Genomic DNA, 12734 nt, shown 5'->3' with positions numbered 1-12734 from the left:
CGACCATGGGAAATCGAGAGGATCTGCTGGCCGGCGCCAAGCGCTGCCTGTTCGAGAAGGGCTACAGCCGGACCACCGCCCGGGACGTGGCGACCGCCGCGGGGGTGAGCCTGGCCGCCATCGGCTACCACTTCGGGTCGAAGGAGGCGCTGCTCAACACCGCGATGATCGAGGCCATCGGCGGCTGGGGCGACGTGGTCGAGAAGGCGGTCGCCGAGGCGGTGCCCGAGGGCGCGTCCCCGCGCGAGCGCTTCGTCGCCACCTGGGACTGCGTCCGGGCCACCCTGATCGAGTACCAGGGGCTCTGGGCGGCACAGTTCGAGGCGCTGGCCCGGCTGGACGACATGCCCGAGATCCAGCAGGCGTTCCAGGCGGTCCAGCGGGACGCCCGGCTGGGGATGGCCGCGATGTTCTCCGAGCTGACCGAGGTCCCCGACACCGAGGACGAGGTGGTGCTCGGGGCCTTCCACCAGGCCCTGCTGGCCGGCCTGGTGAGCCAGTGGCTGGTCGACCCGGCCCAGTCGCTGACCGGCGCCGAGGTGCTGCGCGGGCTGGAGCTGACCAGTACCCGGGTGCTGGCCTGAGCCTCCGCTATCCGGTGACGGTGGTCAGCAGCACCACGGCGTCGGTGTGCGCGAGCAGCCCGTGCCGCTCCTGCGGGACCGGGTGGAGCTGACCGGCCGTCAGCTCCACCCGGCGCCCCGCGATGGTCAGCGCCACCCGGCCGCTCAGCACCTGGAGCCCGGCCGCGGCCGGGGCGTTGTGCTCGTCCAGCGTGGTGCCGGCGGTCAGCGCGATCACGGTCTGCCGCAGCACACCGTCGTGCAGCAGTACGTGCGCGCTGCGTCCGTGCGGCGAGGCGGCCGCCTTGGCGGCGTGCTCCTCGGCCACGGCGGCCAGGTCGATTCCCGTACCCATGCCGCGACCCTAGCCGCCCCGGGGGCGGGCGGCCCGGCGGCGGAACCCGAACGGGGGCGGCCGGGATGCGCGGGGGCGGGGTCCGGCCGATGGTGGGTCACATGGCGACGTATCAGAAGTTCATGGGTGGGTTCGAGGTCAACCGACGACTGCTGGGCGCCGGGGTGGTGCTCACCGGGGCGGGCGCGCTGATCGGCCTGGCCGGCACCGCGCTGGTCGGGGCGGCCCTGCTGTCCGCCGGCCGCGGCTGGGTCCAGAAGCTGGAGACCCCGCCCACCGAGCTCGCGCACCGCACCCTCAACCAGGCCCGAGCCGCCTCCCTGGCCGGCCTCGAAGCCTGGCGCGCCGAACACCCGGGCATGACCAGCCACAACTGACCCCGCCCTTTTGGCAGGTGCTTCAGCTCTACGGTCAGGGGCTCGGGGCTCTGCTGATGTGCGGCTCCGCCGCGTGGGCGACGCCGGCCCTTGCAAGGTGATCCGTCCGTGCGTGGTCAGGCACTTTCGCAGTGACCCGAACGCCGATCTCCTCGCCCACGCGGCGGAGCCGCACGTCAGCAGAGCCCCGAGCCCCTGGGTAGTGCAACCGAACGCCCTGCCGAAGGCGCAGCCCCGAGCTACTGCCTAGCGCGTGGCCGGAAGTTCCTCCCGGAGCTGCCGCTTGACGACCTTGCCGGTCGCGTTGCGCGGCAGCTCCGTCGTCCTGAGCACCAGCTGGGTGGGCACCTTGAACGCCGCCAGCCGCCCACCGACGTGGCTCCGCAGCTCCGCCGCCCCGACCGTCGCCCCGGCCCGCAGCACCACCACGGCCGCCACCTCCTCGCCCAGGGTCGGATGCGGAACCCCGAGCACGGCCGCGTCCGCGACCTCCGGATGGTCCGTCAGGACGCCCTCCACCTCGATGCAGTGCACGTTCTCGCCGCCCCGGATCACCAGGTCCTTGAGCCGGTCCAGCACGTACACCTCGCCGTCCAGCACCCGGGCCAGGTCGCCGGTGCGGAACCAGCCGTCGGTGAAGGCGGCCGCGGTGGCCTCGGGGTTGTTGCGGTAGCCGCGGAAGACCGACTGGCCGCGCAGCAGGAGTTCGCCGGCCTCGCCGTCGGGCAGGGTGCGGCCCGCCGGGTCGGCGATCCGGAGCTCCAGGGCGGGGGAGGGGCGGCCGATGCTGTCGGGGTGGGCCAGGTAGCGGGCGCCGAGGTTGGCCAGCACGCCGCCGCAGGTCTCGGTCAGGCCGTAGCCGTTGCGGGCCTCGACCCGGCCGTCGAAGCGGCGGGCGATCCGGCCGGCCAGGCCGGGCGGGGCGGCTGCGCCACCGGTGTTCAGCATGGTGAGCCCGGGCAGCCGGTCCCCGGCGGCGTCGGCCGAGTCCAGCAGCCCGAGTGCCGTGGTCGGCACGCCCGCGTACGTGGTGACGCCGTGTTCGGCGATCAGCCGCCGGGCCTCCTCGGCGTCCCAGCGCGGCATCAGGACGGCGGTGCCGCCGCTCGCCATCAGCGGGAACATCGTGGTGAAGGCCGCGACGTGGAAGAACGGGAAGGTCATCAGGACGGTCTGTGGCCGGACCGCCGCCAGGTCGCCGCCCGCGCAGAGCACCGAGGTGGCCGCGAAGAACCGGGGGGCGGTGGCGGCCGCGCACCAGGCCGCGTGGGTGGCCTCGACGCCCTTGGGGCGGCCGGTGGTCCCGGAGGTGTAGAGCAGGGTGGCCAGGTCGTCCGGCTCGATCCGGACCTCGGGGGCGACGCCGTCCCGGGGCAGGCCGGTCAGGTCGGTCAGCACCGGGACGCCGTGCGCGGTGGCCCAGGTGGTCAGCCGCTCGGCCCGTTCCGGGTCGGCGATCACCAGCGCGGGGGTGCAGTCGTCCAGCGCGTACGCCAGCTCCTCCGCCGTCCACCAGGCGTTCAGCGGCACCGCCACCAGGCCGGCCGACTGGCAGGCCCAGAACGCGACCTGCCACTCCGGCAGGTTGCGCATCGCGATCGCCACCCGGTCGCCGGGGCGCAGCCCGTACGCCCCCAGGCAGTGGGTGGCCAACGAGGCGGCGGCGCCGTGGTGTTCGGCGAAGGTGTAGCGCGCGGAGCCGGCGATCAGGAACGGGCGGTCGCCGTGCGCGAGGGTGCCGTCCAGCAGGTCGCGCAGGGTGCGCGGAGCCCGCAGGTAGCGCGGCCCTTCGGGGGTGCACTCCACCTCGAAGGGCATCCCGGGGGCGCGCAGCGCGGCCTGCGCCCGGGTCACCAGGGCGTGGGAGTCGTCGGGTCGAGGTGGCATCGGGTCCCCTGCTGGCCGGCGCGGACGGAGGTGGGCAGCGGGCCGATGGGGGAACGGCCCGCTGCCGGAGCCCGGCGGGGTGGGGGACGTGGGGGTCGGCCCGCCGGGCTGGTGGGGCGGGTCTACAGACCCAGCGACTTGGCGATGATGGTCTTCATGACCTCGCTGGTGCCGCCGTAGATCCGGAAGACCCGGTTGTCGGTGTAGAGCCGGGCGATCGGGTACTCCAGGATGTAGCCGTAACCGCCGTGCAGCTGAAGGCACTTGTCGATCACCTGGGAGGCCGACTCGGTGCAGAACAGCTTGGCCGCCGCCGCGTCCGCGACGGTCAGCTCGCCCTGCTGGTAGAGCTCCAGCGCCTGGTCGACCATGGCCTGCTGGGCCAGCACCTGGGCCTGGCAGTCGGCCAGCGTGAACTTGGTGTTCTGGAACTCGGCCACCGCCTGGCCGAAGACCTTGCGCTCCTTCACGTACTGCACCGCGAAGCGCACCGCCGCGGCGGCCGAGGCGTACGCGCCGACGGCGATCGCCAGCCGCTCCTGCACCAGGTTGTGGGTCAGGTAGGCGAAGGCGTTGCCCTCCTCGCCGAGCAGGTCGGCGACCGGCACCTTGACGTCGGTGAAGGAGAGTTCGGCGGTGTCCGAGGTGCGCAGGCCGATCTTCTTCAGCTTGCGGCCGACGGCGTAGCCCTCGGAGGTGGTGTCCACGCAGAGGATGGAGAGCCCGGCCCGGCGGTCGGCCGGGTCGTACGGGGTGGTCCGGCAGACCACCAGCACCAGGTCGGCCAGTACGCCGCCGGTGATGAAGGTCTTGGCGCCGTTCAGCACGTAGTGGGTGCCGTCCGCCGAGAGCTTCGCGGTGGTGCTGATGCCCGCGAGGTCGGAGCCCGCGCCGGGCTCGGTCATCGCGATCGCGGTCATGATGTCGCCGGAGACGAAGCCGGGCAGCCAGCGCTGCTTCTGCTCCTCGTTCGCGTACTCCAGCAGGTACGGCAGCACCAGCCCGGTGTGCACCCCGGAGGAGCCGAAGGTGACGCCCGCGCGGGCGCACTCCTCGACCACCACGGCCTGGTACTTGAAGCCGCTCTCGCCCGCGCCGCCGAACTCCTCGGGCACCTCGATGCCGTAGACGCCGAGCTCGCCGAGCTTGCGGTAGAAGTCCCGGGGCGGGTGGCCCTCGTCCTCCCAGCTCTCGTAGACCGGCGTGACCTCCTTGGCGATGAAGCCCCGGATGATCTCCCGGAACGCCTCGTGGTCCTCGTTGAACACGGTGCGGCGCACGCGGCGCTCCCTTCGTGGTGCCCCCTGATCGCTGGTCAAGTTAATCGGCGGTAGCTTCCGCTGTCCAGCATCCTGGGGAGGGCTCTTCGTGTGCCCCCCGGCCGTCCCGGCTTCTCCCGGCCGGACAAGTGAATCCTTGCTACCCTGACCGACGACCGTGGTTGATCGCTTGCAGGGGGCGAGAGGGTGACGACGGAGCGTGGTGTGGCCCGCCGTCCGCCGGGGCGCAAGGCGCAGATCCTGGTGACCGCCGGCGAGCGGTTCCACCGCTCCGGGTACCACCAGGTGTCGATGGCCGAGGTGGCGTCCGGGGTCGGCATCACCGCCCCCGCGCTCTACCGGCACTTCCGGAACAAGCCCGAGCTGCTCCGCCAGGTGGTCGGCGCCGAACTCGCCGGGCTCCGTGCGGCGGTGACGGCCGGCCGGTCCGGTCCGGCCGAGCTGTGCGCCCGGCTGGCCGCCGCCGCGATCGACCACCGGGCCCTGGGGACGCTCTGGCAGCGCGACGCCCGGCTGCTGCCCGCCGCCCAGCGGGCGGTGCTGCGCCGGGAGTTGCGGTGCGAGGTGCGGCGGATGGCCGAGGTGCTGGGCCGGGCCAGGCCCGAACTCGACCTGGCCGAGGCGGAGTTGCTCTGCTGGTCACTGCTCTCGGCGTACGGCGGCCTGTCGTACCACACCTTCGCCCCGCCCCGGCGGCGGTTCGAGCGGCTGCTGACCGAGTTCGGCGTCGCGCTGCTGGCCGCCCCGTTCGACCCGGCGGGCCCGGGGCCGGAGCCCGTCGGGGGCGCCGAGCCGCTGGTCGCCGAGCCGCTGGTCGCCGACAGTCGGCGGGAGGAACTGCTGGCCGCCGCCGCCCGGTTGTTCCACCAGCGCGGCTTCGACAACGTCAGCACCGACCAGCTCGGCGCGGCGGTCGGCATCGCCGGGCCCAGCGTCTACAGGCACTTCGACACCAAGGCCGAGCTGCTGGCCGCCACCCTGGTGCGCGGCCGGGAGCGGCTCTGGCACGAGATCTCCGGTGCGCTGGCCGGCGCGGACACCCCGGCCGGCGCACTCCGCTGCGGGCTGCGGGCCTACCTGGACTTCGCCCGGCGGCACGTCGACTACCTGGGTGTGACGGTCAGTGAGACCGAGCGGCTGGCCGAGCCGGACCGGAAGGCGGCGATCGACGCCCGGCGGGACTTCCTGCGGACCTGGGTCGGGTTGCTCCGGCAGGTGCGGCCGGAGTACGACAAGGCCGAGGCCAGGATCCGGGTGCACGCGATGTTCTCACTCGTCAACGACGGGGTGCGGAATCGGCCCGGCTGTCAGCGGGGTGATCTGACGGAGCGTCTGGAGGCTTTCACCCGGGCGGTGTTGGGGGTGGGCTGAGCAAATGCCCGGGCGGGGCGGGTCCGTGCTGGACCCGCCCCGCCCGGTGCCGATCGGCCTGCTGCGGCGGCCGGTCTAGTAGAGCACGAAGGGGTAGTAGACGTTGTGGGCGAAGGCGCCGTTGCCCTGGATCACGCCGATACCGCCGGAATTCCCGGCCACCCCCGAGTTGTTGTTCTGGTTGGACGCACCGGAGCCGGTGGCGGCCTGCTGGGTCGCGTTGCCGTTGCCGTTGACACTGCCGACGACGTTGCTGGAGCCGATGTTGCTCACGATGCTGCTGTTGGAGCCGTGGGCGGCCCCCGCGCCGTTGTCGGCGTGGGCGGCGCCGGCTCCGAGGAGCAGAAAGACGCCGAGGGCGGTGACGGTGGCGGCTGCGCGAATTCGGGACACGGTGGTCTCCCTGTAACTGGTGCGAATGTGGCCCGCCCGGGGTGGCCTCCCCGTAACGTGCCGTTGCCTGACGTCGCATGACCAGCATTCACCAGAGGGTCGGCCGAGTTCAATGCTCCGGCAGTCGGTTCGCCCGAACGTGTCACGACCGCCCGCCGACGCGGTCTCCGGCATTCTCGAAGTGGCCCGGAACGGGCAATTCCCCCCCGTCCGACCTGGGACGGAGCCGGGAATGTCCGGACCGGGCACCGGTAAAGCACAAAAAGCTAGTAGGTGGATTGTCTTACTGGCAGACTTGGGCCTCATGTCAGAAGGTCTTCAGTCCGGGCGGCCGCCGGAACAGAATCTGCGTACGACCGAGGTCGACCTCGGGGGTCTGGTCGGGGTGTTGGCCACGCACCTCTACTCCACCCCCTTGGTGGCGCTGCGCGAACTGGTCCAGAACGCCCACGATTCACATACCCGACGCATTCTGGAGAACCCGGGCAGCACCGCCGGGGCGATCAGGGTGCGAGCCGACCGGGCCCGCCGGACGATCTCGATCGAGGACGCCGGAGCCGGGCTGACCGAGCCGGAGATCCACGCCTACCTGGCCACCGTGGGCACCGGGTACACCCGGCTGCTGCGGGACCTGACGGGTGACCAGACCCTGATCGGCGCCTTCGGCCTGGGCTTCCTGTCCGCCTTCTCGGTGGCCGAGGAGGTCACCGTCACCACCACCTCGCACCGCGAGCCCACCCTCGGGCACCGCTACCGGAGCCGGGGCGGCGAGCAGTACAGCGTCGAACCGGTGCCGCCCCGCCCGGCCCCAGGCACCGTGGTCGAGCTGCTGCTGAAGGCCGAGCACGCCCGGCTGGCCGACCAGGCCGTGCTCCGCGAGGTGCTCGGCCGGTACTGCGTGCTGCTCCCGATCCCGGTCCACGTCGGCGAGGACGAGCAGCCGGTGAACGGCGTCCCGGTGCCCTGGCGGGGCGAGCCGGCCGAGGATCCGCAGCAGGCCAGGATGCGCTTCGCGACCGCCTTCGGCCGGCACTTCTCGCCGCTCGCCACCCTGCCGGTGACCCCGGTGGAGGGCGCCACCGACGCGGTCGGCCTGCTCTGGGTGCAGGACGGCGGCAGCTACGGGTCCACCGACAACCGCGACCTCGCGGTCTACCTGCGCGGCATGCTGCTGGCCGAGGACGCCCGCGACCTGCTGCCGCCCTGGGCCGGATTCGTCGGCGGCGTGATCGAGTCCGACCGGCTCACCCCGACCGCCAGCCGGGAGGACCTGCAACGCGACGAGCACTACCGGGCGCTGCAACGGGTGCTCGCCGACGCGGTGGTGGACGGGCTGTACGAGATCGCCCGGCTGGACCCGGTCGCCTGGCGCCGGATCCTGGCCCGGCACGGCCAGGAACTGCTGGGCGCCGCACTGGTGGACGACCGGCTGTTCACCCTGCTCGCCGACGACGTACCGGTGCCCACCTCGCAGGGCGAGCTGACGGCCGGTGCGCTGCGGGCGGCCGGGTCCGGTGCGGTGCACGTCGCGCTCGGCTCGGGCGGTGGCTTCGAGGAGATGCTCTACCGCGCCATGCAGGTGCCGATCGCCCGGGGCGACCGGTACGCGGTGCTGCCGTTCCTGCGCCGGTACGCCGCGCTGCGGGACTGCCGGTTGGTCGAGCTGGGCAGCGAGAGCGGCAACCGGGAGCTGTTCCGCGATCCCGAACGGCCTTTGCCCCAGCAGGAGTTCGCCTGGCTCTCGGGGGCGCTCGCCGATCGCGGCGAGCAGCTGGTGCCGGCCAGGTTCGACCCGCCGGGGCTGCCGCTGGTGCTGGTCCCGGACCGGGAGGCCGAGCTCAAGGAGCGGATCGAGAGCGATCAGGCGGGTGCCCGGATCCCGTCCGCCGCACTGCAGTTGGCCCGTGCCTTCACCGCGCGGACCGACGGTACGGTCAAGGCCAGGCTCTACCTCAACCTGACCGCGCCCGCCGTCCAGCAGCTGCTGGCGGCGTACCGGGCGGGGCACACCGGCAGTGCCACGGCGGCCGGGCTGCTCCGCTCGCTCAAGGTGATCATGGCGGCGGCCGCCGGGTCCGCCGCCGGGGATCTGGCCGCCGCGCTGGGGGGCGTGGGCACCGCGGTGGCGGCGCTCACGGCGGCCGTTCCCGAAGGTACGTCCGCACCGGACGTGCCGCCGGACGACCAGCACGGACCGCACGACCGATGACCGCAGCGAACGGGCCGGGCCTGCCCGGCCAGGGGGACACCGTATGAGCACCGACATCTGGGCCTGGGTGCACGACAGCCACGGCCGCCTGCTGGAGTCCGGCCAGCACCGGCTGGCCACCGCACTGGCGGAGATTGCCGGACACGCCGTCGAGGGGCGGAACGAACAGCTGGACGCGGTCTTCCCGGAGGCACTGGCCTCGGCCCGTGCGCTCGACCTGCCCTGGGTCGAGGTCTTCCTGCGGCACTGGCGGCTGCAGAACCTGCTGAACAAGCGTCACCAGGGTGAGGTGGCGCTCGCCGAGGCGGTGTCGCTGCTGGAGTTCGCGCACCGGCCGGAGACCGAGTCCTGTCCGCAGTCCGTCTGCGCGGTCCAGGACTTCACCATCTGCCACGCCAACATCGACGGCCCCGGCTACGTCACCGAGCGGCTGGCGGTGCTGGAGGAGACCCTGGCCCGGGTCGAACCGGCCCGGGCCTGCTTCGACTGCCTCTCCCGGGAGTACGCCGACACCCTGGAGGACGACGACCGGGCCGAGGCCGCGCTGGTCCACCTGGACCAGGCCCAGGCCCGGATCCTGGCGGCGGGCGAGCAGGTCTCGCTGGCCTTCGGGCACAGCCGGGCCTCCGCGCTCCACCGGCTCGGCCGGTACCAGGACGCGCTGGACGCGTACGACGCCGCCGAGGGCGGATTCCTGGCCGGCCGAAGGCAGTTGGACCAGGACGACCGGCGGAAGCTGGCGGTCGGCCGGGCGCTGATGCTGGCCTCGCTGGGTCGGGCCGAGGCCGCCCTGGAGCAGCTGCCGACGCCCGGGGAGGCGGAGAACTTCGCCGACATCCGGTACCGCTGGGCCTGCGCGGTGGCCGCGCTGGTCGAGGCCGACGCCCACCCCAACGACGCCGAGCTGGGTGCCCGGCTGGCGCACTGGGTCGGCTACCTGGAGGCGGCCGGTTCCCACCGGCCCTGTCTGGACCTGCTGTTGGTGGCCGGGCGACTGGCCGTCCGGCGCGGCGCCCGGGAGGTGGCCAGGACGCTGGCCGCCACCGGTGAACGCATGCTCGGGCTGCTCCGCCGCACCGACGGGGTGGCCGACCGGGTGGCCGGGCTGCGGGCTGCCGCCGACGCCCTGTCGGTGGCCGAACTCCCGGTGCCGATCGAGGAGTTCCGGGACTGGCTGACCGGACACCCGCGCTCCGGGGAGCAGGCCGCCGACCTGCTGGCGGCCGCGTACGCGGTCACCCCGGCGACCGATCTGCTGGTCGGTCTGGCCGGAGCCCTCGGCGCACTCGGACACGCCAGGGCGGCCGCCGACCTGCTCTGGGCACAGCTCGAAGTCGACCCGGGCGACGACCAGTTGGCCCGGGTGCTGGCCGCCGCACTGATCGACGCCGGGGACGGCGACGGCATCCGCCGGCTGGCCGACCGGCTGATGGTGGACAGCCCGGCCGACGCGTACTGGGTCAGGGCCCGCTGGGCCGCCGCCGAGGGCCGGTGGGCCGAGGTCGGTGAGCACTGCGCGGCGATGATCGCCGAGGACCCGAGCCGGATCAACCCGCGACGGCTCGGTGCGACGGCCGCCGTCCGGCTCGGCGACCACGGCACCGCCCAACGGCTGTACCAGGAACTGCTGGAGCACGCGCTGCCCGCCGACGGCACGCCCGCCGACCTCCAGTACCGCACGGTGCAGAGCACCGACCTCTGGCAGCTGGTGACGGTCGCCAGCGCCAACCGGGACTGGGCGGTGGTCCGTTCCACCGGCGCCCTGCTCGGCATCGACTTCGAGCAGGACAGCGGCCCGGTGGACGAGGAGTGGCAGATCGTCACCGTCCGGGCCCGGCGCAGCAACGGCACCGCAGCGGACGTCCCGGCGATCCGCACCGGCCCGGCCACCGCCCGGATCATTTCGGTGCTCGGCGACGACCTGACGCTCAACCACGGTGACCTGGTGGTCTTCGGCCCGACCCTGCTGAACGAGGAGCCCGAGGACCAGGGGCTGGACTGGCGGCCCGCCTTCGAGCTGTTCACACTGCTCGACCCGGCCGGGTTCACCACCTGGTGGCTGGACGGGGTCTGGCCGGGGACGGCGCAGTGGGTGGCGTTCCGCGAGGCGCTCACCGACGCGGGGTTCGCGGTCTGGGCCCACAGCGGCGACGGCTACCGGCTGATGGACCCGGAGACCGGCGACGCGCTGCCGGGCGTCTACGCCGCACTCGGGGTGCCGCCGCTCGCCTCGGCGGCGGAGGCCGACGCGATCCTGAACACCCTCACCAAGGACTGGCGGCACCCGCTCAGCTGGCCCGAACTCGCGGCTGCCGCCGGCGTCGACGTGGAACCCCACCAGGACATCGTCGAGCGTTACGGCCTCTAGCTCTCGCAGGACGGTCAGGGGTTCGGGGCTGCGCTGTTTGCAGACGCTCCGGGTCTACGGTCCAGGGGCTCGGGGAACTGCGACGGTTCGTGGCTGGCGGGTGTCAATGCGAAAGTGCCTGACCACCTACGCGACGATCACCTTGCAAGGGCCGGCGTCGTAGTTCCCCGAGCCCCTGGACCGTAGATGCCCGGAGCACAGATCGAGCCCTGGTGTCCGAGTCGCCTCGCCTAGGCGGGTGGGCTCGGGGTGGGGTCGAGGTAGATGCGGGTGACGGCCGGGAAGGCGGTGCGGACGGCCTGTTCGGCGGTGTCGCAGGCGCGTTCGACCTGGGCGGCGGTGGCGAGGTCGGAGAAGTCGACCTTGGCGGCGACCAGGACCTCCTTGGGGCCGTGCAGGATGGTGATCAGGTCCAGGATGGCTTCCACGTGCGGCTGTTGACGGAGGGTCTGCTCGATCCGGTCCTCGAACGACTGCGGGAGGGAGCGGCCGATCAGCAGGGAGGAGTTGTCCCGGCCGAGCACGTACGCGACCCAGGCCAGCAGGGCGCCGATCAGCAGGGAGGCGACGCCGTCCCAGGCGGCGGAGCCGGAGAGCTGGGAGCCGAGCAGGCCGCCGAAGGCGAGCAGCAGGCCGACCAGAGCGGCCGAGTCCTCCAGGAAGACCGCCTTCACGGCGGTGTCGGGGGTGTGCCGCAGGTACTGCCGGGTGCCGGTGCCGAGCCGGGCGGATTCGGATCGGACCTGGCGGACCGCCCGCCGCAGCGAGATGCCCTCCAGGACGAAGGCGGCCGCGAGCACCAGGTAGGAGAGGGTCGGGCTGCCCAGCTCCTCGCCCTCCACCAGGGTGTGGATGCCGTCGTTGACCGAGAAGACCGCGCCGCCGACGAAGGTGGCGACCGAGGCGAGCAGGGCCCAGAGGTAGCGCTCCCGGCCGTGGCCGAAGGGGTGGGCGTCGTCGGCGGGCCGGGCGCCGCGTTTGATCGAGGCGTACAGCAGCAGCTCGGTGACCGTGTCGGCGAAGGAGTGCGCCGCCTCGGAGAGCATCGCGCTGGAGCCGCTGACCACCCCGGCGATCGCCTTGGCGACCGCGATCCCCAGGTTGCAGAGCCCTGCCACGATCACGGTGCCGAGGCTCTCCTCGGCTTCGCTGCTGGTCATAGTCGGACAGTATGTCCGGATTGCCGGGAATCCAGGCCCTCACGCACCGCTTACTTGGCCAATGCTTTACTGTTTCTTTGCCTAAGCTGCCCGCCCTGAGGAGCCCCCGCCCGTGACCAGCCTCGCCCTCGGCCCGTCCTGGCTCGACCCGACCACGCTGATCTCCACCTTCGGACTGGTCGGCATCCTGGCCATCGTGTTCGCCGAGTCGGGCCTGTTGATCGGCTTCTTCCTGCCGGGCGACTCGCTGCTGTTCACCGCCGGGCTGCTGGTGGCGGACGGCAGCTTCGTGCCCCAGCCGCTCTGGCTGGTCTGCGCGCTGATCGTGCTGGCCGCGGTGGCCGGTGACCAGGTCGGTTACCTGTTCGGGCGGAAGGTCGGCCCGGGTCTGTTCCGCCGGCCCGACTCGCGGCTGTTCAAGCAGGAGAACGTGGAGAAGGCCGCCGCCTTCTTCGACCGGCACGGGCCGAAGGCGATCGTGCTGGCCAGGTTCGTGCCGATCGTCCGGACCTTCACCCCGATCGTGGCGGGCGTGAGCCGGATGAACTACCGGACCTTCGTGGTCTACAACGTGGTCGGCGGCGTGCTCTGGGGTGCCGGGGTCACCGTGCTCGGGTACTTCCTCGGTCAGATCCCGTTCGTCCGGGACAACATCGAGGCGATCCTGATCGCGATCGTGCTGGTGTCGGTGATCCCGGTCGTGGTCGAACTCCTCCGGGCCCGCCGGACCGCGCAGCGGGCGGCCTGACCCCAGGGTTTGCCGGGCCGACC

Annotated in this window: 11 protein-coding genes; 6 read left to right on the top strand and 5 right to left on the bottom strand. The window is 72.9% G+C overall.

Annotation, left to right across the window (positions count from 1 at the left end; translation table 11 throughout):
* Positions 1–5: 5 nt before the first annotated feature.
* Positions 6–584 carry a TetR/AcrR family transcriptional regulator gene (locus OHV05_RS15735; protein WP_405018229.1) on the top strand — a complete coding sequence of 193 codons (579 nt, stop codon included), beginning with the start codon at positions 6–8 and terminating at the stop codon, positions 582–584.
* Between the two features lie 7 nt (positions 585–591).
* Here OHV05_RS15735 and OHV05_RS15730 read toward each other — a convergent pair whose 3' ends face one another.
* The gene (locus OHV05_RS15730) at positions 592–918 is read right to left on the bottom strand and encodes a cupin (RefSeq protein WP_405018228.1); all 327 of its coding nucleotides are present in this window, start codon (positions 916–918) and stop codon (positions 592–594) included.
* A gap of 101 nt (positions 919–1019) precedes the next feature.
* Between OHV05_RS15730 and OHV05_RS15725 the strand changes: the two genes are divergently transcribed.
* Positions 1020–1295, top strand: a complete 276-nt coding sequence (locus OHV05_RS15725) for a hypothetical protein (RefSeq protein WP_405018227.1) — start codon at positions 1020–1022, stop codon at positions 1293–1295.
* A gap of 246 nt (positions 1296–1541) precedes the next feature.
* On the opposite strand, the gene OHV05_RS15720 is transcribed toward OHV05_RS15725, so the two are convergent.
* The gene (locus tag OHV05_RS15720) at positions 1542–3182 is read right to left on the bottom strand and encodes a class I adenylate-forming enzyme family protein (protein WP_405018226.1); all 1641 of its coding nucleotides are present in this window, start codon (positions 3180–3182) and stop codon (positions 1542–1544) included.
* A gap of 122 nt (positions 3183–3304) precedes the next feature.
* Complete coding sequence (locus OHV05_RS15715; RefSeq protein ID WP_405018225.1) at positions 3305–4462, bottom strand: acyl-CoA dehydrogenase family protein; 1158 nt, start codon at positions 4460–4462, stop codon at positions 3305–3307.
* 204 nt (positions 4463–4666) lie between these two features.
* On the opposite strand from OHV05_RS15715, the gene OHV05_RS15710 reads away from it, so the two are divergent.
* Positions 4667–5833 carry a TetR/AcrR family transcriptional regulator gene (locus OHV05_RS15710; protein WP_405018224.1) on the top strand — a complete coding sequence of 389 codons (1167 nt, stop codon included), beginning with the start codon at positions 4667–4669 and terminating at the stop codon, positions 5831–5833.
* A gap of 75 nt (positions 5834–5908) precedes the next feature.
* Here the strand turns inward: OHV05_RS15710 and OHV05_RS15705 are convergent, their stop codons facing one another.
* A complete protein-coding gene (locus tag OHV05_RS15705) occupies positions 5909–6226 on the bottom strand; it encodes a hypothetical protein (RefSeq protein ID WP_403038123.1) in 318 nt (105 codons plus the stop codon).
* Positions 6227–6530: 304 nt separating this feature from the next.
* Between OHV05_RS15705 and OHV05_RS15700 the strand changes: the two genes are divergently transcribed.
* Positions 6531–8435, top strand: a complete 1905-nt coding sequence (locus OHV05_RS15700; RefSeq protein WP_405018223.1) for an ATP-binding protein — start codon at positions 6531–6533, stop codon at positions 8433–8435.
* 43 nt (positions 8436–8478) lie between these two features.
* Positions 8479–10803, top strand: a complete 2325-nt coding sequence (locus OHV05_RS15695) for a hypothetical protein (RefSeq protein WP_405018222.1) — start codon at positions 8479–8481, stop codon at positions 10801–10803.
* Positions 10804–11033: 230 nt separating this feature from the next.
* Here the strand turns inward: OHV05_RS15695 and OHV05_RS15690 are convergent, their stop codons facing one another.
* On the bottom strand, positions 11034–11963 hold the full coding sequence (locus tag OHV05_RS15690; RefSeq protein WP_405018221.1) for a cation diffusion facilitator family transporter: 930 nt from the start codon (positions 11961–11963) through the stop codon (positions 11034–11036).
* Positions 11964–12075: 112 nt separating this feature from the next.
* Here OHV05_RS15690 and OHV05_RS15685 point away from each other — a divergent pair, with 112 nt between their 5' ends.
* On the top strand, positions 12076–12711 hold the full coding sequence (locus OHV05_RS15685) for a DedA family protein (RefSeq protein WP_405018220.1): 636 nt from the start codon (positions 12076–12078) through the stop codon (positions 12709–12711).
* Positions 12712–12734 lie beyond the last annotated feature (23 nt).

Source organism: Kitasatospora sp. NBC_00070 (genome assembly GCF_045041205.1).
In the GTDB taxonomy this organism is placed as follows: domain Bacteria; phylum Actinomycetota; class Actinomycetes; order Streptomycetales; family Streptomycetaceae; genus Kitasatospora.
The sequence above is the reverse complement of the archived record's forward strand: the minus strand, read 5'-3'. Positions and strand labels throughout refer to the sequence as shown.